Annotated in this window: 19 protein-coding genes and 1 tRNA gene; 17 read left to right on the forward strand and 3 right to left on the reverse strand. The window is 69.0% G+C overall.

The window, feature by feature from the left end; genetic code table 11:
* The first annotated feature begins 75 nt into the window (after positions 1–75).
* A complete protein-coding gene (locus CHF15_RS26670) occupies positions 76–1,518 on the forward strand; it encodes a DHA2 family efflux MFS transporter permease subunit (RefSeq protein ID WP_089226424.1) in 1,443 nt (480 codons plus the stop codon).
* Positions 1,519–1,616: 98 nt separating this feature from the next.
* Here CHF15_RS26670 and CHF15_RS26675 read toward each other — a convergent pair whose 3' ends face one another.
* Positions 1,617–2,108, reverse strand: a complete 492-nt coding sequence (locus tag CHF15_RS26675) for a winged helix-turn-helix transcriptional regulator (protein ID WP_378360440.1) — start codon at positions 2,106–2,108, stop codon at positions 1,617–1,619.
* Positions 2,109–2,234: 126 nt separating this feature from the next.
* Between CHF15_RS26675 and CHF15_RS26680 the strand changes: the two genes are divergently transcribed.
* Together CHF15_RS26680 and CHF15_RS26685 are read left to right on the forward strand one after the other, a co-directional pair.
* A complete protein-coding gene (locus CHF15_RS26680; RefSeq protein WP_089226426.1) occupies positions 2,235–3,404 on the forward strand; it encodes a thiolase family protein in 1,170 nt (389 codons plus the stop codon).
* 58 nt (positions 3,405–3,462) lie between these two features.
* Complete coding sequence (locus tag CHF15_RS26685; RefSeq protein ID WP_089226427.1) at positions 3,463–4,518, forward strand: UDP-N-acetylmuramate dehydrogenase; 1,056 nt, start codon at positions 3,463–3,465, stop codon at positions 4,516–4,518.
* Between the two features lie 72 nt (positions 4,519–4,590).
* Here the strand turns inward: CHF15_RS26685 and CHF15_RS26690 are convergent, their stop codons facing one another.
* The gene (locus CHF15_RS26690) at positions 4,591–5,604 is read right to left on the reverse strand and encodes an adenosine deaminase (protein WP_089226428.1); all 1,014 of its coding nucleotides are present in this window, start codon (positions 5,602–5,604) and stop codon (positions 4,591–4,593) included.
* 137 nt (positions 5,605–5,741) lie between these two features.
* Positions 5,742–6,959, reverse strand: coding sequence for a pyridoxal phosphate-dependent aminotransferase (locus CHF15_RS26695; protein WP_089226429.1), 1,218 nt, complete (start codon positions 6,957–6,959; stop codon positions 5,742–5,744).
* Positions 6,960–7,173: 214 nt separating this feature from the next.
* On the opposite strand from CHF15_RS26695, the gene CHF15_RS26700 reads away from it, so the two are divergent.
* The 14 genes from CHF15_RS26700 (at position 7,174) to fusA (ending at position 24,541) form a co-directional block, all read left to right on the forward strand.
* Positions 7,174–7,246, forward strand: a tRNA-Trp gene (locus CHF15_RS26700).
* 63 nt (positions 7,247–7,309) lie between these two features.
* Complete coding sequence (gene secE / locus CHF15_RS26705; protein ID WP_089226430.1) at positions 7,310–7,609, forward strand: preprotein translocase subunit SecE; 300 nt, start codon at positions 7,310–7,312, stop codon at positions 7,607–7,609.
* Between the two features lie 69 nt (positions 7,610–7,678).
* Complete coding sequence (gene nusG, locus CHF15_RS26710) at positions 7,679–8,518, forward strand: transcription termination/antitermination protein NusG (RefSeq protein ID WP_089226431.1); 840 nt, start codon at positions 7,679–7,681, stop codon at positions 8,516–8,518.
* 391 nt (positions 8,519–8,909) lie between these two features.
* A complete protein-coding gene (gene rplK / locus CHF15_RS26715; RefSeq protein ID WP_018558856.1) occupies positions 8,910–9,344 on the forward strand; it encodes a 50S ribosomal protein L11 in 435 nt (144 codons plus the stop codon).
* A 75-nt stretch (positions 9,345–9,419) separates the two neighbouring features.
* Positions 9,420–10,145 (forward strand): 50S ribosomal protein L1, encoded by a 726-nt coding sequence (gene rplA, locus CHF15_RS26720; protein ID WP_089226432.1) that lies wholly within the window; start codon positions 9,420–9,422, stop codon positions 10,143–10,145.
* Between the two features lie 170 nt (positions 10,146–10,315).
* Positions 10,316–11,266, forward strand: coding sequence for a hypothetical protein (locus CHF15_RS26725; RefSeq protein ID WP_089226433.1), 951 nt, complete (start codon positions 10,316–10,318; stop codon positions 11,264–11,266).
* 271 nt (positions 11,267–11,537) lie between these two features.
* Complete coding sequence (gene rplJ, locus CHF15_RS26730) at positions 11,538–12,092, forward strand: 50S ribosomal protein L10 (protein WP_089226434.1); 555 nt, start codon at positions 11,538–11,540, stop codon at positions 12,090–12,092.
* A gap of 81 nt (positions 12,093–12,173) precedes the next feature.
* Positions 12,174–12,557: a 50S ribosomal protein L7/L12 gene (gene rplL, locus CHF15_RS26735; RefSeq protein ID WP_089226435.1), complete on the forward strand. Its 384-nt coding sequence runs from the start codon at positions 12,174–12,176 to the stop codon at positions 12,555–12,557.
* A gap of 565 nt (positions 12,558–13,122) precedes the next feature.
* A complete protein-coding gene (gene rpoB / locus CHF15_RS26740) occupies positions 13,123–16,611 on the forward strand; it encodes a DNA-directed RNA polymerase subunit beta (RefSeq protein WP_089226436.1) in 3,489 nt (1,162 codons plus the stop codon).
* Positions 16,612–16,708: 97 nt separating this feature from the next.
* A complete protein-coding gene (locus tag CHF15_RS26745; RefSeq protein WP_018558862.1) occupies positions 16,709–20,608 on the forward strand; it encodes a DNA-directed RNA polymerase subunit beta' in 3,900 nt (1,299 codons plus the stop codon).
* A 183-nt stretch (positions 20,609–20,791) separates the two neighbouring features.
* Entirely contained in the window at positions 20,792–21,223 is a 432-nt protein-coding gene (locus CHF15_RS26750) for a DUF1707 and DUF4190 domain-containing protein (protein ID WP_089226437.1), read from the forward strand.
* 301 nt (positions 21,224–21,524) lie between these two features.
* A complete protein-coding gene (gene rpsL / locus CHF15_RS26755; protein WP_014144289.1) occupies positions 21,525–21,896 on the forward strand; it encodes a 30S ribosomal protein S12 in 372 nt (123 codons plus the stop codon).
* A 2-nt stretch (positions 21,897–21,898) separates the two neighbouring features.
* Positions 21,899–22,369, forward strand: a complete 471-nt coding sequence (gene rpsG / locus CHF15_RS26760; RefSeq protein ID WP_018558864.1) for a 30S ribosomal protein S7 — start codon at positions 21,899–21,901, stop codon at positions 22,367–22,369.
* Positions 22,370–22,411: 42 nt separating this feature from the next.
* Positions 22,412–24,541 carry an elongation factor G gene (gene fusA, locus CHF15_RS26765; RefSeq protein WP_089226438.1) on the forward strand — a complete coding sequence of 710 codons (2,130 nt, stop codon included), beginning with the start codon at positions 22,412–22,414 and terminating at the stop codon, positions 24,539–24,541.
* Positions 24,542–24,612: the final 71 nt, after the last annotated feature.

Here is a 24,612-nt window from a genome sequence, read left to right on the forward strand (position 1 = left end):
GTGGCGCCGGCGCATCCCGGGCCGACCCATGGCCATGAAAGTTATTGATCAATTACTAATCGGCTGGGGGAGTTCATGGCACAGCAACCGACGGACGCCAGGCGCGGCAGCGTCGCCTGGGCACTCGTCATCACCAGCGTCGCCGGGTTCATGGCGGCGCTCGACAATCTCGTCGTCACCACCGCGCTGCCCTCCATCCGCGCGGACCTCGGCGGGGCCCTGGAGGACCTGGAGTGGACGGTGAGCGCCTACACGCTCACCTTCGCCGTCCTCCTGATGTTCGGCGCAGCCCTGGGCGACCGCTTCGGCCGCCGGCGCATGTTCCTCGTGGGGCTCGGCGTCTTCTCCGCGGCCTCCGCCGCCGCCGCGCTCGCCCCCGGCATGGGCGAACTCATCGCCGCCCGCGCCGTCCAGGGTGTCGGCGCCGCGATCCTCATGCCGCTCACCCTCACCCTGCTCTCGGCCACCGTCCCGCCCGAGCGGCGCGGCATGGTGTTCGGCATCTGGGGCGCCGTCAACGGCCTCGCGGTCGCCGCCGGACCGCTCATCGGCGGCTCGCTGACCGAGCACATCTCCTGGCAGTGGATCTTCTGGCTGAACGTCCCGATCGGCCTGCTCCTCCTGCCCCTCGCCCGGCTGCGGCTCACCGAGAGCCACGGCCCCGACCCCCGGCTCGACCTGACCGGCACGGTGCTCGCCAGCGCGGGTCTGTTCGGCATCGTCTACGCCCTCGTCCGCGGCAACGCGGACGGCTGGGCCAGCGGCCCGGTCCTGGGCGGCCTCATCGGCGGCGGCGTGCTGCTGGCCGCCTTCGTCCGGCACGGCATCCGCGCCCGCAACCCGATCCTGCCGATGCGGCTCTTCCGCAGCCGCGCCTTCGCCGCCGTCAACGCGGCCAGCCTGCTGATGTTCCTCGGCATGTTCGGCTCGATCTTCCTGCTCAGCCAGTTCCTCCAGGGCGTCGCGGGCTACTCCCCGACGGAGGCGGGGCTGCGGATGCTGCCCTGGACCGGCATGCCGATGCTCGTCGCTCCCATCGCCGGCTTCCTCTCCGACCGCATCGGCGGCCGGCCGGTCGTCGCCGCCGGGCTCGCCCTGCAGGCGGTGGGGCTCGGCTGGTTCGCCCTGATCGTGGAGCCGGGCATGTCGTACGCGTCGCAGGTGCCGGCGCTGATCGTGAGCGGCATCGGGATGGCGATGTACTTCGCGCCCAGCGCCAACATCGTCATGGGCAGCGTCCGGCCGGAGGAGCAGGGCATCGCCTCGGGCGCCAACAACGCCCTCCGCGAGGTCGGCGGGGCCCTCGGCGTCGCCACCCTGGCGGCGGTCTTCTCCGCCCAGGGCGGCTACGAGTCCGCGACGCGGTTCGTCGACGGCCTCACCCCCGCGCTCTGGGTGGGCGCGGCCGCCGTCGCGGTCGGCGCGCTCGCGGCGCTCCTCGTCCCGGGACGCCGCGCCGCGAAGGTTCCCGGAGCGACCCCGGTCCCGGCCAAGCCCCTGGTCGACGCGGCGCCCTGACGGTGCCTCGCGCGAGGCGGGTGTGCCGACGCGGCGCACCCGCCTCGCGGCATGATCCGTCCGCTCCGCCCGCTCCGCCCGCTCCGCCCGCCTGCCGTTCAGCCGGGTGGCGTGGCCCCCGTCCGCCCCGCGGGCGTCCACCCCTCGCTCCGGATGTCGAGCGCGAGGTCGCGGTCGTGGACCTCGTCCCCGCACGTGCGGCAGTACTCGACGGCGTCCACCGGATGGTCCCCCCGGTGCCGCAGTACCACCGGCGGCTCCTCCACCGCCCACTTGTCGCCCCACGCCACCAGCGCCCGGATGACCGGCGCGAGATCGCGTCCCGCCTCCGTCAGGTGGTACTCGTACCGCGGCGGCCGCTCGCTGTAGGCGCGCCGTTCGACGATGCCGGCCTCCTCCAGAGCGCGCAGCCGCGCGGTGAGGCGGTCGCGGGGGGCGCCGGTGTTGCGGGCGAGGGCGTCGAAACGCCGGTTGCCGTAGAGGATCTCGCGGACCGCGAGCAGCGCCCACTTCTCGCCGACGACGTGCAGGGCCGCGGCGGCGGAGCAGGGACGCCCCGGCAGCGGCGGCACAGGTGTGGTGGGGCTCACCGGCCCAGTCTCACACAGCGGGTTGTGATTCCAAACCCACTCGCCCTACCCTCGTCTCCGCGTCATGGTTTGAAAGTCAAACTAACCACTCGTCCCGCCCCACACCCCGCAGAAGGCGAGAACGTCATGCGCGACGCGGTCATCGTCGAAGCCGTCCGCACCCCCATCGGCAAGGGCAAGCCGGGAGGTGCCCTCGCCGGGACGCACCCGGTGGAGCTGCTCGCCCACACCCTCAAGGAGCTCGTCGGCCGCAGCGGGATCGACCCGGCGCTCGTCGACGACGTCATCGGCGGCACCGTCGACCAGGTCGGCGAGCAGGCCATGAACACCACCCGCTGGGCCTGGCTGTCGGCGGGCTTCCCGGACTCCGTCCCGGCCACCACGGTCGACCGGCAGTGCGGCTCCTCGCAGCAGGCCGTGCACTTCGCCGCGCAGGGGGTCCTCGCCGGCGCGTACGACGTCGTCGTGGCCTGCGGTGTGGAGTCGATGAGCCGGGTCCCCATGTGGTCCAACGTGCCGCCCGGCGCGGACCCGTTCGGCCCGGGCGTCGCCGCGCGCTTCCCCGGCGGACTCGTGCCGCAGGGCATCAGCGCGGAGCTGATCGCCGCCAAGTGGTCGCTGAGCCGTGAGGCGATGGACGCCTTCGCCGCAGAGTCGCACGGCAGGGCCGCCGCCGCGTGGTCGGCCGGCGCCTTCGACGCCGAGGTCGCGCCGCTCGCCGGGCTCGCCACGGACGAGTCCGTCCGTCCCGCGACCACGCCCGAGATCCTCGCCGGGCTGCGCCCCGCCTTCGCCGACCCCGGCTACGCCGAGCGCTTCCCGCAGATCGAGTGGTCGGTCACGGCGGGCAACAGCAGCCCGGTCAACGACGGGGCCTCCGCCGTGCTGATCACCAGTGGCGAGACGGCCGAGCGCCTGGGCCTGCGCCCGCTCGCCCGGCTGCACAGCTTCGCCGTCACCGGCTCCGACCCCCTGCTGATGCTGACCGGCGTCATCCCGGCCACCGAACGCGTACTGCGCCGAGCCGGGCTGGACCTGGCGGACATCGACCTCTTCGAGGTCAACGAGGCCTTCGCGAGCGTCGTCCTCGCCTGGCTCCAGGAGACCGGCGCCGATCCCGCCAAGGTCAACGTCAACGGCGGCGCCATCGCGCTGGGCCACCCGCTCGGCGCCAGCGGCACCCGGCTGATGACCACCCTCGTCCACGCCATGCGGGCCAGGGGCGCGCGCTACGCGCTGCAGACCATGTGCGAGGCGGGCGGACTGGCCAACGCGACGCTCCTGGAGGCGCTCTGATCCCGTACGGGACGGGCGGCATCCGTGGTCCGGCCGCCCGCCCCGTACCCTGAATGCCGTGCACGTACTCAACGACGCCCCGCTCGCGCCCCTGACCACCTTCCGCCTCGGCGGTCCCGCCACCCGCCTGGTGACGGCGACCACGGACGCCGAGGTCGTCGAGGCCGTCCGGGAGGCCGACGCCGCCGGGACGCCTCTGCTGGTCATCGGCGGCGGCAGCAACCTGGTGATCGGCGACGAGGGCTTCGCCGGCACCGCGCTGCGCATCGCCACCGGCGGCTTCGAGCTGAACGGCACCGAGCTGGAGCTCGCGGCGGGCGAGGTGTGGACGGACGCCGTCGCCCGCACGGTGGAGGCGGGCCTGGCGGGCGTCGAGTGCCTGGCCGGCATCCCGGGCTCCGCCGGGGCCACGCCCATCCAGAACGTGGGCGCGTACGGCCAGGAGGTCGCCAGCACGATCACCGAGGTGATCGCGTACGACCGGACCACCGGCGAGACGGTCGTCCTGGACAACGCCGCGTGCGCCTTCTCCTACCGGCACAGCCGCTTCAAGGCGGACCCCGCGCGCTACGTCGTGCTGCGGGTGCGCTTCGCCCTGGAGGACGCCGACGGCATGTCCGGCCCCCTGAAGTACGCCGAGGTGGCCCGCGCCCTCGGCGTCGGTACGGGCGACCGGGTGCCCCTGGCCACCGCCCGCGAGACGGTGCTGAAGCTGCGCTCGGGCAAGGGCATGGTGTCGGACCCGGAGGACCACGACACCTGGTCGGCGGGCTCCTTCTTCACCAACCCGATCCTCACCGAGGCCGGATACGCGGACTTCCTGACCCGCGTCCACGACCGGCTCGGCCCGGACACCGCGCCCCCCGCCTACCCCGCGGGCGACGGCCACATCAAGACCTCCGCCGCCTGGCTGATCGACAAGGCGGGCTTCACCAAGGGCTACGGCACCGGCCCCGCCCGGATCTCCACCAAGCACACCCTGGCCCTGACCAACCGGGGCGGGGCGACGACCGCCGATCTGCTCGCGCTGGCCCGCGAGGTCGTCGACGGCGTCCACGCGGCCTTCGGGATCACCCTGGTCAACGAGCCGGTGACGGTCGGCGTCAGCCTCTGAGCCGCCGGCAGCCTCTGAGCCGCCGGCAGCCTCTGAGCCGCCGGCGGCCGCCCAGGCCCGTCCCGGCCGGGATCAGTCGCCGAGCCAGTCGTCGATGCCCGCCAGGAGCTTGTTCCGCACGCCCTCCGGCGCCGCGGAACCGCGCACCGACTGGCGGGCCAGTTCGGCCAGCTCCTCGTCGGTGAAGCCGTGCGCCCGCCGGGCCAGCTCGTACTGCGCGGCGAGCCGCGAGCCGAACAGCAGCGGGTCGTCGGCGCCCAGCGCCATCGGCACGCCGGCGTCGAAGAGGGTGCGCAGCGGAACCTGCTCGGGACGGTCGTAGACGCCGAGGGCGACATTGGACGACGGGCACACCTCGCAGGTGACGCCGCGCTCCGCGAGCCGGGCCATCAGCCGCGGGTCCTCGGCCGCCCGCACGCCGTGCCCGACCCGGCTCGCGTGGAGGTCGTCCAGGCAGTCCCGGACGCTGCCCGCGCCCGCCAGCTCGCCGCCGTGCGGCGCCGCCAGCAGCCCGCCCTCCCGGGCGATGGCGAAGGCGCGGTCGAAGTCCCGGGCCAGCCCCCGGCGCTCGTCGTTGGAGAGCCCGAAGCCGACCACCCCCTGGTCGGTGTAGCGCACCGCGAGGCGGGCCAGCGTACGGGCGTCCAGCGGGTGCTTGGTGCGGTTGGCGGCGACCAGGACGGCCATGCCCACGCCCGTGTCCCGGGAGGCGGTCTCCACCGCGTCCAGGATGATCTCCATCGCAGGGATCAGCCCGCCCAGGCGCGGCGCGTACGAGGTGGGGTCGACCTGTATCTCCAGCCACCCCGAGCCGTCGCGGGCGTCCTCCTCGGCGGCCTCGCGCACCAGACGCCGGATGTCGTCGGGGGAGCGGAGCACGGAACGCGCGATGTCGTACAGGCGCTGGAAGCGGAACCAGCCGCGCTCGTCGGTCGCCCGCAGACTGGGCGGCTCGCCCGAGGTCAGTGCCTCGGGGAGGTGCACCCCGTACTTGTCGGCGAGCTCCAGCAGGGTCGCGGGCCGCATCGAGCCGGTGAAGTGCAGGTGGAGGTGCGCCTTGGGGAGGAGGGATACATCGCGTGCCATCCACAGATCCTGCCGCACCGGTGGGGGGTGCCGGTACCGCTTTCGGTCGCTTTCCCCGAACGAGGGCTTGCCCGCACACACACGCGGGCCCCCTGACCGGCCGGTCAGGGGGCCCGCGGGGCGGTCGGAACAGGCGCTCAGGCCTTGGCCTCGCCCAGCAGCTTCTGGAGCCGGGAGACGCCCTCGACGAGGTCCTCGTCACCGAGCGCGTACGACAGACGCAGGTAGCCGGGGGTGCCGAAGGCCTCGCCCGGGACCACGGCGACCTCGGCCTCCTCCAGGATCAGCTCGGCCAGCTCCACGGAGCTCTGCGGCCGCTTGCCGCGGATCTCCTTGCCGAGCAGCGCCTTGACCGACGGGTACGCGTAGAACGCGCCCTCGGGCTCGGGGCAGACGACACCGGGGATCTCGTTGAGCATCCGCACGATGGTCTGGCGGCGGCGGTCGAAGGCCTTGCGCATCTCGGCCACGGCCACCAGATCGCCGGAGACGGCAGCCAGGGCGGCGACCTGCGCGACGTTGCTCACGTTCGAGGTGGCGTGCGACTGCAGGTTGGTGGCGGCCTTCACGACGTCCTTGGGGCCGATGATCCACCCCACGCGCCAGCCGGTCATGGCGTAGGTCTTGGCGACGCCGTTGACGACGACGCACTTGTCGCGCAGCTCGGGGAAGAGCGCCGGCAGCGAGACCGCGGCGGCGTCGCCGTAGACCAGGTGCTCGTAGATCTCGTCGGTCAGCACCCACAGGCCGTGCTCGACGGCCCAGCGGCCGATCGCCTCGGTCTCGGCCTCGGTGTAGACGGCGCCGGTGGGGTTGGACGGCGACACGAAGAGCACGACCTTGGTCTTCTCCGTGCGGGCGGCCTCCAGCTGCTCGACGGAGACCCGGTAGCCGGTGGTCTCGTCGGCCACCACGTCCACCGGGACACCGCCGGCCAGCCGGATCGACTCGGGGTAGGTCGTCCAGTACGGCGCCGGGACGATGACCTCGTCACCCGGGTCGAGGATCGCGGCGAAGGCCTCGTAGATGGCCTGCTTGCCACCGTTGGTGACCAGGATCTGGGAGGCGTCGACCTCGTAGCCGGAGTCGCGCAGCGTCTTGGCGGCGATCGCGGCCTTCAGCTCCGGCAGACCGCCGGCCGGCGTGTAGCGGTGGAACTTCGGATTGCGGCACGCCTCCACGGCCGCCTCGACGATGTAGTCGGGGGTCGGGAAGTCGGGCTCGCCGGCTCCGAAGCCGATGACCGGTCGCCCGGCGGCCTTGAGGGCCTTGGCCTTCGCGTCCACGGCGAGCGTCGCGGACTCGGAGATCGACCCGATGCGGGCCGACACGCGTCGTTCAGTTGCAGCGGTCATGTCTGCATCGTCGCAGACCCGGCGGCACCGGAGCACACGAGTTCACGTTCCGGGCAGAACCGAGCGGAACCTCGCCGAACCGCGCCCGGACACGCTTCGCATTCGACGCCCGGCCCGCGAACACGTACACTCATCCGTCGATGGCCCCCGCGAGCTGATCTTGGCTGCGCACATCGTGCAGCCGCTCGGATGCGGTACGTTGGGGGGCACTCAAAGGGTCGTAGCTCAATTGGTAGAGCACTGGTCTCCAAAACCAGCGGTTGGGGGTTCGAGTCCCTCCGGCCCTGCTACAAGCAGGCAGACGCTTTGAGGATTGTTTCGGCAAACGAACCGGATTCAGGTGAGGACGAGTGACGGAAGCCCTGGGCTCCACCGCGACGCCTGAAAGTGGTCGTCCCGACAGTGAATCCGACGACGCCGGCTCGAAGAAGCCCCGCCGCGGTGGCAAGCGCGGCAAGAAGGGCCCTCTCGCCCGCCTCGCGCTCTTCTACCGCCAGATCGTCGCGGAGCTCCGCAAGGTCGTCTGGCCCACGCGCAACGATCTGGTCACCTACACCAGCGTGGTGATTGTCTTCGTTGTGGTCATCATCGCGCTCGTTACCGTGATTGACTGGGGATTCAACAAGGGCGTCTCGTACGTCTTCGGGTGATTCCTCCCGCGGAGGGCGCCCGCGGCGCCCGACCGCCTGTTCCACATCGTGAAGGAAGAAGCAGCGACCGTGTCTGACCCGAACCTGTACGACGCCGACGAGACCGTCGAGGGCGACGACACCGCGCTCGACATCGTCGAGGCAGCCGACGGCGACATCGACCAGGCGGAGGCTGCAGACGAGGCCGCCGGCGAGCCCGCCGAGCAGGCTGCCGTCCAGGTCGTCGACGAGGACGAGGCGGACGGGGCGGACGAGGCCACGAGTGAGGAAGCCGCGGAGGAGCAGGCCCCGGTGGACCCGGTCGCCGCGTTCCGCGAGGAGCTGCGCGTGCTCCCCGGCGAGTGGTACGTCATCCACACCTACGCCGGCTACGAGAACCGCGTGAAGTCCAACCTGGAGCAGCGCGCCGTCTCGCTGAACGTCGAGGACTACATCTACCAGGCCGAAGTGCCCCAGGAAGAGGTCGTCCAGATCAAGAACGGCGACCGCCGCACCGTCCGCCAGAACAAGCTGCCCGGCTACGTGCTGGTGCGCATGGACCTGACGAACGAGTCCTGGGGCGTCGTCCGCAACACCCCCGGCGTCACCGGCTTCGTCGGCAACGCCTACGACCCGTACCCGCTGACGCTGGACGAGGTCACCAAGATGCTGGCCCCGGAGGTCGAGGAGCTGGCAGCAGCCACCGCCGAGGGCGGCGAGGGCGGCGCCGTGCCGAAGCGCAAGGTCGAGGTCCAGGTGCTGGACTTCGAGGTGGGCGACTCGGTCACGGTCACCGACGGCCCGTTCGCGACGCTGCAGGCCACGATCAACGAGATCAACCCGGACTCGAAGAAGGTCAAGGGCCTCGTGGAGATCTTCGGCCGCGAGACGCCGGTCGAGCTCAGCTTCGACCAGATCCAGAAGAACTAGCGCACCCCGAACACCGGAAGAGCCCCCGCCCGCGGTTTCCCGCCGGGCGGGGGCTCTTCCGCGTGCGGCGACGGTCGGCGGTGCCTCCGGCCCCGTGCCGGGTGGGCGCCCATGACGCGGTCCTCGCCGGGCACGGCGGGCCGCTGCGGCACCCCTTCGGGTGTCCGGGCGTCCGCCCCGGGCAGGCCCGCCAGCGCGTCCGGGGAGCGTGTGCGCGGGGCCGTGGCCGGCCGCGGAAGCGCGGATCGGCGGGGGCGGCCGAGGGCGGGCGGCGCCGACCGAGAGCTTCTCTGACCTGCCCGGTTTCAGAGCTCGGCACGATACCCGCTATCGTGGTGCGGTATGCCTGCTCGCAGGCAGGAAAACTCTCACTAGGACCCGGAGAGAGCACATGCCTCCCAAGAAGAAGAAGGTCACGGGGCTTATCAAGCTCCAGATCAACGCCGGCGCGGCCAACCCGGCCCCGCCGGTGGGCCCGGCGCTGGGTCAGCACGGCGTCAACATCATGGAGTTCTGCAAGGCCTACAACGCGGCCACCGAGTCGCAGCGTGGCTGGGTGATCCCGGTGGAGATCACGGTCTACGAGGACCGTTCCTTCACCTTCATCACCAAGACCCCGCCGGCCTCCCGCATGATCCTCAAGGCTGCGGGCGTGGAGAAGGGCTCCGGCGAGCCGCACAAGACCAAGGTCGCGAAGCTTACGCGCAACCAGGTCCGCGAGATCGCCACGACCAAGCTGCCCGACCTCAACGCGAACGACCTGGACGCCGCGGAGAAGATCATCGCCGGCACCGCTCGTTCCATGGGCATCACGGTCGAGGGCTGACCCACACCACCGGCAGTTCCGTGGTAGGGCCTGCTCGGCCCGCACCACGACTCCTCACGACACACAGGAGCAGTAGTGAGCAAGCGCAGCAAGTCTCTCCGCGCTGCGGACGCCAAGATCGACCGGGAGCGTCTGTACGCGCCGCTCGAGGCCGTCCGTCTCGCCAAGGACACCTCCACCAGCAAGTTCGACGGCACCGTCGAGGTGGCCTTCCGTCTGGGCGTCGACCCGCGCAAGGCCGACCAGATGGTCCGTGGCACCGTGAACCTTCCGCACGGCACCGGTAAGACCGCCCGGGTCCTGGTCTTCGCGACCGGTGACCGTGCCGAGGCCGCGCGTGCCGCGGGCGCCGACATCGTCGGTGCCGACGAGCTGATCGACGAGGTCGCGAAGGGCCGTCTGGACTTCGACGCCGTCGTCGCCACCCCGGACCTCATGGGCAAGGTCGGCCGCCTCGGCCGCGTCCTCGGCCCCCGTGGTCTGATGCCGAACCCGAAGACCGGCACCGTCACCCCCGACGTGGCCAAGGCCGTCACGGAGATCAAGGGCGGCAAGATCGAGTTCCGCGTCGACAAGCACTCGAACCTGCACTTCATCATCGGCAAGACCTCGTTCGGTGAGCAGCAGCTGGTCGAGAACTACGGCGCCGCCCTGGACGAGATCCTTCGTCTGAAGCCGTCCGCCGCCAAGGGCCGCTACATCAAGAAGGCCGCCATCAGCACCACGATCGGCCCCGGCATCCCGGTGGACCCGAACCGCACCCGCAACCTCCTCGTCGAGGAGGACCCGGCCGCCGTCTGACCGGGTCGGGCCCCTGCGGCTCGTGTGATGTGAACCGGCCCCGCACCTCCTCCCGGAGGTGCGGGGCCGGTTTTATCGCGTACGGCGCTGTCGGTGGCTTGGGTTACGGTGTCTCAGGTTTCACGGGGGACTCACAGCACACCAACAGCATGGGGTGGGAAAGCATGAGCATGTCCGGATGGAAGCGTGCGGGCGTCTGTCTGGCGGCGGTGGCCGTCGTCGCCGGTGCCGCGGGCTGCGACGACGGTGACGGGGGCGGGAAGAAGCGGAAGAAGGCCGACGGCTCGCCGGTCTCCCGGGTGCTGTCGCAGAGCGAGATCGCCAAGGCCGTCAAGGCCGCCTTCACGACGACCTCCGAGGCGAAGTCCGCCAAGGTCCGCATGACCATCACCGCGCCCGCCGGGACGCAGGGCGGCGGCACCACGCAGATCTCCGGTGTGCAGGGCTGGGACCCCGCGGTCATGGACGTCACCGTCACGGGCTCCGCGCTCACCGAGGGCGACCCGGGCGGTCCCTCCCAGGTGCGCATGAAGATGCTGGACAACGCCATGTACATGGACATGGGCGCGAGCATGGCCGCCGAGACGGGCGGCAAGCGCTGGATGAAGATGGACTTCGAGGCGGCGGCCGAGGCGAGCGGCGACGCGGAGATGCAGAAGCGGATGACCGCCGGCCTGGAGAACATGAACCAGGACCCGGCCGAGCAGCTCGCCCTGCTGCTCCAGTCGCCGAACCTCAAGCACGTCGGCGCGGAGAAGGTCGGCGGCGCGCAGACCGAGCACTACAAGGGCACGCTCACCTTCGCGGAGATGATCGCCGCCAACAAGGCCGCCGACCTGGTCCCCGAGAAGGACCGCAAGGCCGCGATCGCCGGCGCCGAGAAGGCGGGCATCAAGGGGTACGACACCGAGATCTGGGTCAACGAGGACCACTTCCCGGTCCGGATGGCCATCGGAATGAAGATGACCGAGGGCACGGTCCGCATCGCCGCGACCTACTCCGACTTCGGGACCGCCGCCACAGTCGAGGCACCGCCGGCGAAGGACACCTTCGACCTCTTCGAGATGATCAAGAACATGAAGCCGTCCGATCTGTCCGGGGGCACCGGTTCCACGGGCTGACCTGCCCCGATAGCGGATTTGCCTGGCAAGGACCCGTTCACGTATTCTTTCGGGGAAGCCAAAGACCGCTGGTTGTTGGCGCGCCCGTGAGGGCGCGGCAGCCGAAGGATCCGCTGATGCGGACGGCCCGCGCAGGTGACAGTGGATGTACTCCCGGAATCGCTCTCGCGGTCCCGGTCGAGTCACGCCCCGTGCGCCTGCGCCGGGGCGTTTGTTTTTGCCCGGCCCCTTCCCGCGCGGTCCGAATCACCCGGAAGGAGGCCGAGGCTCTATGGCGAGGCCCGACAAGGCCGGTTCGGTCGCGGAGCTGACGGACAAGTTCCGCAGCTCCAACGCCGCCGTGCTGACCGAGTACCGCGGTCTCACCGTGGCGCAGCTCAAGACGCTGCGCCGTTCGCTCGGTGAGAACGCCCAGTACGCCGTGGTGAAGAACACGCTGACCAAGATCGCGGCCAACGAGGCCGGGATCACCGCTCTGGACGACCTGTTCGCGGGTCCGACGGCGGTCGCCTTCGTCACCGGTGACCCGGTGGAGTCGGCGAAGGGTCTCCGTGACTTCGCCAAGGAGAACCCGAACCTCATCATCAAGGGCGGTGTGCTTGACGGCAAGCCGCTGTCCGCCGATGAGATCAAGAAGCTCGCGGACCTCGAGTCCCGCGAGGTGCTGCTCGCCAAGCTGGCGGGTGCCATGAAGGCCAAGCAGGGCCAGGCCGCTGCTGTCTTCCAGGCCCTGCCGTCGAAGCTCGTTCGCACCGTGGAAGCGCTGCGCGCGAAGGCCGAGCAGGGCGGTGCCGGTACGCCGGCTCCCGCCGAGGACGCGGAGTAACCACTCCCGTGCTCTAGCGGGCCCGTACGCCCGCCGACATGTACATCCGGCACCAGCCGAATTAGTGGAAGGACCGCCATCATGGCGAAGCTCAGCCAGGACGACCTGCTCGCCCAGTTCGAGGAGATGACCCTCATCGAGCTCTCCGAGTTCGTGAAGGCCTTCGAGGAGAAGTTCGACGTCACCGCCGCCGCCCCGGTCGCCGTCGCCGCCGCCGGTGTCCCCGGTGCTCCGGCCGAGGCCGTCGAGGAGAAGGACGAGTTCGACGTCATCCTCACCGGCGCCGGCGACAAGAAGATCCAGGTCATCAAGGTCGTGCGCGAGCTGACCTCCCTGGGTCTGAAGGAGGCCAAGGACCTCGTCGACGGCACCCCGAAGCCGGTCCTGGAGAAGGTCAACAAGGAGGCCGCCGAGAAGGCTGCCGAGTCCCTCAAGGCCGCGGGCGCGGCTGTCGAGGTCAAGTGATCTCTGCCCCTTCCGAGGGGCTGATCAGCCGCGGGGCGGCCACCCTTTCGGGTGGCCGCCCTCGGTCGTTTGCGTGGTGCGTCACCCGGTCCGGCGACCGACCCGGGTAGGGTGATCATCACTGTTCCGGGACCGTCGGCTTCGTCGAGCTGTGACGATCTCCGCGGGGCGGAGGCCTTGACGAACCGCACGCAGCGCGCGATTCTCAGGACGCGTCGTCACATCGGCCATGGACCGAGGCATGGAACGAAGGCGATGCGGGAATGCCTAGCGTGGCAAGCGTGAAAGAGGGCATGACGGCTCACAACAAGGGGATCTCACCGACCCCTCCGGAGGACGAGATTGGTGCAGCACCGGTCTCCGAAACTCTGCACTGGACATCAGTGTGCCAAGTGGCTACACTGACCCTTTGCGCTGCCTGTTAGCTGTCGCCTGGCCCGTCACCAGGGGCAAGCCCAAGCCTGAGCACACATGAGGAACCGTCCTGACCAGGACATCCTTGTCTGCGCCCGGGGGCGGAACCGGTACGCGCGTAGTGAGTCCGAGCCCTCGGAAGGACCCCCTCTTGGCCGCCTCGCGCAACGCCTCGACTGCCAATTCGAACAACGGCGCAAGCACCGCCCCGCTGCGCATCTCTTTCGCGAAGATCAAGGAGCCCCTCGAGGTCCCGAACCTCCTCGCGCTGCAGACCGAGAGCTTTGACTGGCTTCTCGGCAACGCCGCCTGGAAGGCTCGCGTCGAGGCGGCCCTGGACAGTGGCCAGGACGTCCCCACCAAGTCCGGTCTGGAGGAGATCTTCGAGGAGATCTCCCCGATCGAGGACTTCTCCGGGTCGATGTCGCTGACCTTCCGCGACCACCGTTTCGAGCCTCCGAAGAACTCGATCGACGAGTGCAAGGAGCGCGACTTCACGTACGCGGCCCCGCTCTTCGTCACGGCCGAGTTCACCAACAACGAGACCGGCGAGATCAAGTCCCAGACGGTCTTCATGGGCGACTTCCCGCTCATGACCAACAAGGGCACCTTCGTCATCAACGGCACCGAGCGTGTCGTGGTGTCCCAGCTGGTGCGCTCGCCGGGTGTCTACTTCGACAGCCAGATCGACAAGACGTCCGACAAGGACATCTACTCCGCCAAGGTCATCCCCTCGCGTGGTGCCTGGCTGGAGATGGAGATCGACAAGCGCGACATGGTCGGTGTCCGCATCGACCGCAAGCGCAAGCAGTCCGTCACCGTCCTCCTGAAGGCGCTCGGCTGGACCACCGAGCAGATCCTCGAGGAGTTCGGCGAGTACGAGTCGATGCGCGCCACCCTGGAGAAGGACCACACCCAGGGCCAGGACGACGCGCTGCTCGACATCTACCGCAAGCTGCGTCCGGGCGAGCCGCCGACCCGTGAGGCCGCGCAGACGCTGCTGGAGAACCTCTACTTCAACCCCAAGCGCTACGACCTGGCCAAGGTCGGCCGCTACAAGATCAACAAGAAGCTGGGTGCCGACGCGCCGCTGGACGCCGGTGTGCTGACCGTCGAGGACGTCATCTCGGCGATCAAGTACCTGGTCAAGCTGCACGCGGGCGAGACCGAGACCACCGGCGACAACGGTTCCTCCGTGGTCGTCGAGGTCGACGACATCGACCACTTCGGCAACCGTCGTCTGCGCAACGTCGGCGAGCTCATCCAGAACCAGGTCCGCACGGGTCTGGCCCGTATGGAGCGCGTCGTCCGCGAGCGGATGACCACCCAGGACGTCGAGGCGATCACGCCGCAGACCCTGATCAACATCCGGCCGGTCGTCGCCTCCATCAAGGAGTTCTTCGGCACCAGCCAGCTGTCCCAGTTCATGGACCAGACGAACCCGCTGTCGGGCCTGACCCACAAGCGCCGTCTGTCCGCGCTGGGCCCCGGTGGTCTGTCCCGTGAGCGGGCCGGCTTCGAGGTCCGTGACGTGCACCCGTCCCACTACGGACGCATGTGCCCGATCGAGACCCCCGAAGGCCCGAACATCGGTCTGATCGGCTCGCTGGCCTCCTACGGGCGGGTCAACGCGTTCGGTTTCGTGGAGACCCCGTACCGCAAGGTCGACGAGAACGGTGTCGTCACCGACGAGGTCAACTTCCTCACGGCCGACGAGGAGGACCGCTTCGTCATCGCGCAGGCGAACGCGCCGCTGACCGACGACGACCACTTCGCGGAGTCCCGCGTCCTGGTGCGCCGCCGTGGTGGTGAGATCGACTACGTCCCCGGTGAGGACGTGGACTACATGGACGTCTCGCCGCGCCAGATGGTGTCGGTCGCGACCGCCATGATCCCGTTCCTCGAGCACGACGACGCCAACCGCGCGCTCATGGGATCGAACATGATGCGCCAGGCCGTGCCGCTGCTCAAGGCGCAGGCCCCGCTGGTCGGCACCGGCATGGAGTACCGCTGCGCGGTCGACGCCGGTGACGTCATCAAGGCCGACAAGGACGGTGTGGTCCAGGAGGTCTCCGCGGACTACATCACCGTCGCCAACGACGACGGCACCTACAACACCTACCGGGTGGCCAAGTTCTCCCGCTCGAACCAGGGCACGTCCTTCAACCAGAAGGTCGTCGTGGACGAGGGCGCGCGGGTGATCGCCGGCCAGGTGCTCGCCGACGGCCCGTCCACCGAGCGCGGTGAGATGGCGCTCGGCAAGAACCTCCTGGTGGCGTTCATGCCGTGGGAGGGCCACAACTACGAGGACGCGATCATCCTCAGCCAGCGTCTGGTGCAGGACGACGTCCTCTCCTCGATCCACATCGAGGAGCACGAGGTCGACGCCCGTGACACCAAGCTCGGCCCCGAGGAGATCACCCGGGACATCCCGAACGTCTCCGAGGAGGTCCTGGCAGACCTCGACGAGCGCGGCATCATCCGCATCGGCGCCGAGGTCGTCGCCGGCGACATCCTGGTCGGCAAGGTCACCCCGAAGGGCGAGACCGAGCTGACCCCGGAGGAGCGCCTGCTGCGCGCGATCTTCGGCGAGAAGGCCCGTGAGGTCCGCGACACCTCGCTGAAGGTGCCGCACGGCGAGACCGGCAAGGTCATCGGCGTGCGCGTCTTCGACCGCGAGGAGGGCGACGAGCTGCCGCCGGGCGTGAACCAGCTGGTCCGCGTCTACGTGGCACAGAAGCGCAAGATCACCGACGGTGACAAGCTCGCCGGCCGTCACGGCAACAAGGGCGTCATCTCCAAGATCCTGCCGATCGAGGACATGCCGTTCCTGGAGGACGGCACCGCGGTCGACATCATCCTCAACCCTCTGGGTGTCCCGTCCCGAATGAACCCGGGACAGGTCCTGGAGATCCACCTCGGCTGGCTCGCAGCCCAGGGTTGGGACGTCTCCGGTCTCAGCGAGGAGTGGGCGCGTCGCCTCACGGCGATCGGCGCCGACCGCGTGGAGCCCGGCACCAACGTCGCCACCCCGGTCTTCGACGGTGCCCGCGAGGACGAGATCGCCGGTCTCTTCGAGGCCACGATCCCGAACCGCGACGGCCAGCGCATGGTGCTGCCCTCGGGTAAGGCCCGGCTCTTCGACGGCCGCTCCGGCGAGCCGTTCCCGGACCCGATCTCGATCGGCTACATGTACATCCTCAAGCTGCACCACCTGGTGGACGACAAGCTGCACGCCCGTTCCACCGGCCCGTACTCGATGATCACCCAGCAGCCGCTGGGCGGTAAGGCGCAGTTCGGTGGTCAGCGCTTCGGCGAGATGGAGGTGTGGGCCCTTGAGGCGTACGGCGCGGCCTACGCGCTGCAGGAACTCCTCACCATCAAGTCCGACGACGTCCTGGGCCGCGTGAAGGTCTACGAGGCCATCGTCAAGGGCGAGAACATCCCCGAGCCGGGCATTCCCGAGTCCTTCAAGGTGCTCATCAAGGAAATGCAGTCGCTCTGCCTCAACGTGGAGGTGCTGTCCTCGGACGGCATGTCCATCGAGATGCGCGACACGGACGAGGACGTCTTCCGCGCGGCGGAGGAGCTCGGAATCGACCTGTCCCGGCGCGAGCCGAGCAGCGTCGAAGAGGTCTGACGGGCCGGCCGGGGAGCCGCAGTGAGCGGCTCCCCGCCTCCCCCGGACCGTTCAGACATGTTTGACTTTCGACCCCGAAAGAGGGATTGACGACAAAGTGCTCGACGTCAACTTCTTCGACGAGCTGCGGATCGGCCTTGCGACCGCGGACGACATCCGGCAGTGGTCCCATGGCGAGGTCAAGAAGCCTGAGACCATCAACTACCGCACCCTGAAGCCCGAGAAGGACGGACTCTTCTGCGAGAAGATCTTCGGCCCCACCCGGGACTGGGAGTGCTACTGCGGCAAGTACAAGCGTGTCCGCTTCAAGGGCATCATCTGCGAGCGCTGCGGCGTCGAGGTCACTCGCGCCAAGGTGCGTCGTGAGCGGATGGGCCACATCGAGCTGGCCGCTCCCGTGACCCACATCTGGTACTTCAAGGGCGTTCCGTCGCGGCTGGGCTACCTGCTCGACCTCGCCCCCAAGGACCTCGAGAAGGTCATCTACTTCGCCGCCTACATGATCACGTGGGTGGACGACGAGCGTCGCACCCGCGACCTGTCCTCGCTGGAGGCCCAGGTCTCCGTCGAGCGTCAGCAGATCGAGCAGCGCCGTGACTCGGACATCGAGTCCCGGCAGAAGAAGCTCGAGGCCGACCTCGGCGAGCTGGAGGCCGAGGGCGCCAAGTCCGACGTGCGCCGCAAGGTGCGCGAGGGCGCCGAGCGTGAGATGAAGCAGCTGCGCGACCGTGCCCAGCGCGAGCTCGACCGGCTCGACGAGGTGTGGTCCCGCTTCAAGAACCTCAAGGTCCAGGACCTGGAGGGTGACGAGCTGCTCTACCGCGAGCTGCGGGAGCGCTTCGGCACCTACTTCCAGGGTTCGATGGGTGCCGCGGCGCTGCAGAAGCGCCTGGAGTCCTTCGACCTCGACGAGGAGGCCGCCAAGCTCCGCGAGATCATCCGTACCGGCAAGGGCCAGAAGAAGACCCGTGCGCTCAAGCGCCTCAAGGTCGTCTCCGCCTTCCTGCAGACCACCAACAAGCCGCAGGGCATGGTGCTGGACTGCGTCCCGGTGATCCCGCCGGACCTGCGTCCGATGGTGCAGCTGGACGGTGGCCGCTTCGCGACCTCCGACCTGAACGACCTGTACCGCCGCGTCATCAACCGCAACAACCGCCTCAAGCGCCTCCTCGACCTCGGTGCCCCCGAGATCATCGTGAACAACGAGAAGCGCATGCTTCAGGAGGCCGTCGACGCGCTCTTCGACAACGGCCGCCGCGGCCGCCCGGTCACGGGCCCCGGCAACCGTCCGCTGAAGTCGCTGTCCGACATGCTCAAGGGCAAGCAGGGCCGGTTCCGTCAGAACCTGCTCGGCAAGCGCGTCGACTACTCGGCCCGTTCGGTCATCGTCGTCGGCCCGCAGCTCAAGCTGCACCAGTGCGGTCTGCCCAAGGCCATGGCGCTGGAGCTCTTCAAGCCGTTCGTGATGAAGCGCCTGGTGGACCTGAACCACGCGCAGAACATCAAGTCGGCCAAGCGCATGGTCGAGCGCGGCCGCACGGTCGTGTACGACGTGCTCGAAGAGGTCATCGCCGAGCACCCGGTGCTGCTGAACCGTGCGCCGACCCTGCACCGCCTCGGCATCCAGGCCTTCGAGCCGCAGCTGGTCGAGGGCAAGGCCATCCAGATCCACCCGCTCGTCTGCACCGCGTTCAACGCGGACTTCGACGGTGACCAGATGGCCGTGCACCTGCCGCTGTCCGCGGAGGCGCAGGCCGAGGCCCGCATCCTGATGCTGTCCTCGAACAACATCCTCAAGCCCGCTGACGGCCGTCCGGTGACGATGCCGACGCAGGACATGGTCCTGGGTCTGTTCTTCCTCACCACGGACGCGGAGGAGCGCGAGCTCCGGGGCGAGGGACGGGCGTTCGGCTCGACCGCCGAGGCGATCATGGCCTTCGACGCGCGCGAGCTCTCGCTGCAGTCGAGGATCGACATCCGGTTCCCGATCGGGACCGTCCCGCCGCGTGGCTGGACCCCGCCGGCGGACGTCGAGGGCGAGGAGCCCTGGCAGCTCGGTGACTCCTTCCGGCTGAACACGACCCTGGGCCGTGCGCTCTTCAACGAGCTGCTGCCCGAGGACTACCCGTTCGTGGACTACCCGGTGGGCAAGAAGCAGCTCTCCGAGATCGTCAACGACCTGGCCGAGCGGTACCCGAAGGTCATCGTGGCGGCGACGCTCGACAACCTGAAGGCGTCCGGCTTCCACTGGGCGACCCGTTCCGGCGTCACCGTGGCCGTCTCCGACATCGTCGTGCCCGAGGCCAAGAAGGCCATCATCGCGGGCTACGAGGCACAGGACGAGAAGGTCCAGAAGCAGTACGAGCGCGGTCTGATCACCAAGGACGAGCGCACGCAGGAGCTCATCGCGATCTGGACCAAGGCGACCAACGAGGTCGCCGAGGCGATGAACGCGAACTTCCCGAAGACCAACCCGATCTTCATGATGGTCGACTCGGGTGCCCGCGGAAACATGATGCAGATGCGTCAGATCGCGGGTATGCGTGGTCTGGTGTCCAACGCGAAGAACGAGACCATCCCGCGGCCGATCAAGGCGTCGTTCCGCGAGGGTCTCACCGTGCTGGAGTACTTCATCTCCACCCACGGTGCCCGTAAGGGTCTCGCGGACACCGCTCTGCGTACCGCCGACTCCGGATACCTGACGCGTCGTCTGGTCGACGTCTCCCAGGACGTCATCATCCGCGAGGAGGACTGCGGCACCGAGCGCGGCCTCAAGCTGGCGATCGCCGAGCGCTCCGAGGACGGTTCGCTGCGCAAGACGGACGACGTCGAGACCAGCGTGTACGCGCGCTGCCTCGCCGAGGACGTCGTGGTGGACGGCAAGGTGCTGGCCACCGCCGGCACCGACCTGGGCGACGTGCTCATCGAGCAGCTCATCCGCAACGGCGTCGAGGAGGTCAAGACCCGCTCGGTCCTGACCTGCGAGTCCGCGGTGGGCACCTGCGCGATGTGCTACGGCCGTTCGCTCGCGACCGGCAAGCTGGTGGACATCGGTGAGGCGGTCGGCATCATCGCCGCCCAGTCCATCGGTGAGCCCGGCACCCAGCTGACGATGCGTACCTTCCACACCGGTGGTGTGGCCGGTGACGACATCACCCAGGGTCTGCCGCGTGTCGTCGAGCTCTTCGAGGCGCGTACCCCCAAGGGTGTCGCCCCGATCTCGGAGGCGGCCGGCCGCATCCGGATCGAGGAGACGGAGAAGACCAAGAAGATCGTCATCACCCCGGACGACGGTGCCGAGGAGATCGCCTACCCGATCTCCAAGCGTGCCCGTCTGCTGGTGGGCGAGGGCGACCACGTCGAGGTCGGCGAGCGGCTGACCGTGGGTGCCACCAACCCGCACGACGTGCTGCGCATCCTGGGTCAGCGGGCCGTCCAGGTCCACCTGGTCGGGGAAGTGCAGAAGGTCTACAACTCGCAGGGTGTGTCGATCCACGACAAGCACATCGAGATCATCATCCGGCAGATGCTCCGCCGGGTGACGATCATCGAGTCCGGCGACGCGGAGCTGCTGCCGGGCGAGCTGGTCGAGCGCGGCCGCTTCGAGACCGAGAACCGTCGGGTCGTGGCGGAGGGTGGCCACCCGGCCTCCGGCCGTCCGCAGCTGATGGGTATCACCAAGGCCTCGCTGGCCACCGAGTCCTGGCTGTCGGCCGCCTCCTTCCAGGAGACGACCCGAGTCCTGACCGACGCGGCGATCCACGCCAAGTCCGACTCGCTGCTGGGCCTCAAGGAGAACGTCATCATCGGCAAGCTCATCCCGGCCGGTACGGGTCTGGCCCGTTACCGCAACATCCGGGTCGAGCCGACCGAGGAGGCCAAGGCCGCGATGTACTCGGCCGTCGGCTACGACGACATCGACTACAGCCCGTTCGGCACCGGCTCCGGCCAGGCCGTCCCGCTGGAGGACTACGACTACGGCCCGTACAACGGCTGAGTCGTCCGCTCGAGGCCGCTGGGCGGCCATCCCTTCGGGGGGTGGCCGCCCAGCGGCTTTCCGCCGTCCTGGACGGGCCTGGGGGCCTTTGCGGGCGGCTCGAACCGGGGGAGGCGCGGCGCGGTCCGGCCGACCGTGTGACGGGACTCCCTCGGAACGTGGTTTTCCGGGCATAATGGAGCGATGCGGGCTGCGCACGATGATCGCGAGCGTACGGTGGACGTGCTCAAGACGGCGTTCGCCGAAGGGCGGCTGACCCAGCCGGAGTTCGAGGACCGGGTCGGGCTGGCCTACCAGGCGGTGACGTACCAGGAGCTGTACGGACTCACCGTGGACATCCCGCGTCCCCGCCGGCTGCCCACGCCGCCGCCGGCCGTGAACGCCAAGGCGGTCGCCTCGCTGGTCTGCGGTGCGGTGGGGATGTTCGGACTGCTGATCCCCGGGATACCGGCCGTGGTGCTGGGGCACATGGCGCGCCGGGAGATCCGGCGCACGGGCGAGCGGGGCGACGCGCTCGCGGTGTGCGGCCTGGTGATGGGATACCTTCTGACCGCGTTCACGGTCGCGCTCACGGCGATCGTCGTTATGGTGGTAGTGGCGGTCAGTCACGGCTGAGTGCGTTCCCGCGAGCATCCGGCGGAGCCCGGCGGGAGGGTGCGGCATCGGCCGAGACCATATGTTTTGACCGAAGGCTGAGCGCTGGGTACGCTCTGACCTTGTGCCTGGGGTGTGCCCGGGTTCTCGTGCGTGCACTTGTCCGTACGGGACACCGAGGCCGATACACCGACAAATACGCACTTTCGCTTCGACGGAAATCGTATGAGGTGCGCGACACACCCGACCGCGTGGGTCGGCGTGAGCCGCTGAAACCCCAGGTTAGAAGTATCGAGATCGGCACACAGAAACCGGAGAAACGGTGCCTACGATCCAGCAGCTGGTCCGAAAGGGCCGGCAAGACAAGGTCGAGAAGAACAAGACGCCCGCGCTGAAGGGGTCCCCCCAGCGCCGCGGCGTCTGCACGCGCGTCTACACCACCACCCCGAAGAAGCCGAACTCTGCCCTGCGTAAGGTCGCGCGTGTGCGACTGACCAGCGGCATCGAGGTCACCGCTTACATCCCGGGTGAGGGTCACAACCTGCAGGAGCACTCCATCGTGCTCGTGCGTGGTGGCCGTGTGAAGGACCTGCCGGGTGTTCGCTACAAGATCATCCGCGGCTCGCTCGACACCCAGGGTGTCAAGAACCGCAAGCAGGCCCGCAGCCGCTACGGCGCCAAGAAGGAGAAGTAAGAATGCCTCGTAAGGGCCCCGCCCCGAAGCGCCCGGTCATCATCGACCCGGTCTACGGTTCTCCTCTGGTGACGTCGCTCGTCAACAAGATTCTTCTGCACGGAAAGCGCTCCACCGCCGAGCGCATCGTGTACGGCGCCCTCGAGGGCCTGCGCGAGAAGACCGGGCAGGACCCGGTCATCACGCTCAAGCGCGCCCTGGAGAACGTCAAGCCCTCCCTGGAGGTCAAGTCCCGCCGTGTCGGTGGCGCGACCTACCAGGTGCCGATCGAGGTCCGCCCCGGCCGTGCCAACACCCTGGCGCTGCGCTGGCTGGTGGGCTACTCCCGCGCCCGCCGCGAGAAGACCATGACCGAGCGTCTGATGAACGAGCTGATGGACGCCAGCAACGGTCTGGGCGCCGCGGTCAAGCGTCGCGAGGACACCCACAAGATGGCCGAGTCCAACAAGGCCTTCGCGCACTACCGCTGGTAGTCCGCGCCCCCATCGAGAGAACCGAGAGAAGACTGAAGCCTTATGGCTACCACTTCACTTGACCTGGCCAGGGTCCGCAACATCGGGATCATGGCCCACATCGACGCGGGCAAGACGACGACCACCGAGCGGATCCTGTTCTACACCGGTGTCTCGTACAAGATCGGCGAAGTCCACGACGGCGCTGCCACGATGGACTGGATGGAGCAGGAGCAGGAGCGCGGCATCACGATCACGTCCGCCGCGACGACCTGTCACTGGCCGCTGGAGAACGTCGATCACACGATCAACATCATCGACACGCCGGGTCACGTCGACTTCACCGTCGAGGTGGAGCGTTCCCTGCGCGTGCTCGACGGTGCTGTCACGGTGTTCGACGGTGTCGCCGGTGTCGAGCCCCAGTCCGAGACCGTGTGGCGTCAGGCCGACCGCTACGGCGTGCCGCGCATCTGCTTCGTCAACAAGCTCGACCGGACCGGTGCCGAGTTCCACCGCTGCGTCGACATGATCGTGGACCGCCTGGGCGCGGTTCCGCTGGTCATGCAGCTGCCGATCGGTGCCGAGGCCGACTTCAAGGGCGTGGTCGACCTCGTCCAGATGAAGGCCCTCGTGTGGTCCGCCGAGGCCACCAAGGGCGAGATGTACGACGTCGTCGACATCCCGGACACCCACACCGAGGCCGCCGACGAGTGGCGCGGCAAGCTGCTCGAGGCCGTCGCCGAGAACGACGAAGAGATGATGGAGCTGTACCTGGAGGGCACCGAGCCCAGCCAGGAGCAGCTGATGGCGGCCATCCGCCGCATCACCCTCGCCTCCAAGGGCGGCGCGGGCTCCGTCACCGTCACCCCGGTGTTCTGCGGCACCGCGTTCAAGAACAAGGGCGTCCAGCCCCTGCTCGACGCGGTCGTGCGCTACCTGCCGTCGCCGCTGGACGTCGAGGCCATCGAGGGCCACGCCGTCGGCGACGCCGAGCAGATCATCAAGCGCAAGCCCTCGGACGACGAGCCCTTCTCGGGTCTCGCGTTCAAGATCATGAGCGACCCGCACCTCGGCAAGCTCACCTTCGTCCGGGTGTACTCGGGCCGCCTGGAGTCCGGCAGTTCCGTGCTGAACTCCGTCAAGGGCAAGAAGGAGCGCATCGGCAAGATCTACCGCATGCACGCGAACAAGCGTGAGGAGATCGAGTCGGTGGGCGCCGGCGACATCGTCGCCGTCATGGGCCTGAAGCAGACCACCACCGGTGAGACGCTGTCCGACGACAAGAACCCGGTGATCCTGGAGTCCATGGACTTCCCGGCTCCGGTCATCCAGGTCGCGATCGAGCCCAAGTCCAAGGGCGACCAGGAGAAGCTGGGTGTCGCCATCCAGCGTCTCTCGGAGGAGGACCCCTCCTTCCAGGTCCACTCGGACGAGGAGACCGGTCAGACGATCATCGGCGGCATGGGCGAGCTGCACCTCGAGGTGCTGGTCGACCGCATGAAGCGCGAGTTCAAGGTCGAGGCGAACGTGGGCAAGCCCCAGGTCGCCTACCGCGAGACCATCCGCAAGACGGTCGAGCGGATCGACTACACGCACAAGAAGCAGACCGGCGGTACCGGCCAGTTCGCGAAGGTGCAGATCGCGCTGGAGCCGCTGGAGGGCGGAGACGCCTCCTACGAGTTCGTCAACAAGGTCACCGGTGGCCGCATCCCCCGCGAGTACATCCCGTCGGTGGACGCGGGCGCCCAGGAGGCCATGAAGTTCGGCATCCTGGCCGGCTACGAGATGGTCGGCGTTCGCGTCATCCTTCTCGACGGTGGCTACCACGAGGTCGACTCCTCCGAGCTGGCGTTCAAGATCGCCGGTTCGCAGGCCTTCAAGGAGGGCGCCCGCAAGGCGAGCCCCGTCCTCCTCGAGCCGATGATGGCCGTCGAGGTCACCACGCCCGAGGAGTCCATGGGCGACGTCATCGGCGACCTCAACTCCCGCCGTGGCCAGATCCAGGCCATGGAGGAGCGCAGTGGCGCCCGGGTCGTCAAGGGCCTGGTGCCGCTGTCGGAGATGTTCGGCTACGTCGGCGACCTCCGCAGCAAGACGTCGGGTCGCGCGAGCTACTCGATGCAGTTCGACTCCTACGCCGAGGTTCCCAAGAACGTCGCCGAGGAGATCATCGCGAAGGCCAAGGGCGAGTAACACAGCAGTTGTTCCCGCACTAGGCTTGACCGGGAGGCTTGGGGGCATTCCGCCGCGAACCGCAAGGGGAG

This window comes from Actinacidiphila glaucinigra, assembly GCF_900188405.1.
GTDB classification, from domain to species: domain Bacteria; phylum Actinomycetota; class Actinomycetes; order Streptomycetales; family Streptomycetaceae; genus Actinacidiphila; species Actinacidiphila glaucinigra.

What these genes read in the sequence shown, in the direction of transcription:
- fusA (WP_089226438.1), top strand. Translation starts at nt 22,412, where the DNA reads ATGGCTACCACTTCACTTGACCTGGCCAGGGTCCGCAACATCGGGATC.
- CHF15_RS26695 (WP_089226429.1), bottom strand. Translation starts at nt 6,959, where the DNA reads ATGACCGCTGCAACTGAACGACGCGTGTCGGCCCGCATCGGGTCGATC.
- CHF15_RS26725 (WP_089226433.1), top strand. Translation starts at nt 10,316, where the DNA reads ATGTCCGGATGGAAGCGTGCGGGCGTCTGTCTGGCGGCGGTGGCCGTC.
- CHF15_RS26750 (WP_089226437.1), top strand. Translation starts at nt 20,792, where the DNA reads ATGCGGGCTGCGCACGATGATCGCGAGCGTACGGTGGACGTGCTCAAG.
- CHF15_RS26670 (WP_089226424.1), top strand. Translation starts at nt 76, where the DNA reads ATGGCACAGCAACCGACGGACGCCAGGCGCGGCAGCGTCGCCTGGGCA.
- rplK (WP_018558856.1), top strand. Translation starts at nt 8,910, where the DNA reads ATGCCTCCCAAGAAGAAGAAGGTCACGGGGCTTATCAAGCTCCAGATC.
- rpsG (WP_018558864.1), top strand. Translation starts at nt 21,899, where the DNA reads ATGCCTCGTAAGGGCCCCGCCCCGAAGCGCCCGGTCATCATCGACCCG.
- rplL (WP_089226435.1), top strand. Translation starts at nt 12,174, where the DNA reads ATGGCGAAGCTCAGCCAGGACGACCTGCTCGCCCAGTTCGAGGAGATG.
- CHF15_RS26680 (WP_089226426.1), top strand. Translation starts at nt 2,235, where the DNA reads ATGCGCGACGCGGTCATCGTCGAAGCCGTCCGCACCCCCATCGGCAAG.
- rplJ (WP_089226434.1), top strand. Translation starts at nt 11,538, where the DNA reads ATGGCGAGGCCCGACAAGGCCGGTTCGGTCGCGGAGCTGACGGACAAG.
- CHF15_RS26690 (WP_089226428.1), bottom strand. Translation starts at nt 5,604, where the DNA reads ATGGCACGCGATGTATCCCTCCTCCCCAAGGCGCACCTCCACCTGCAC.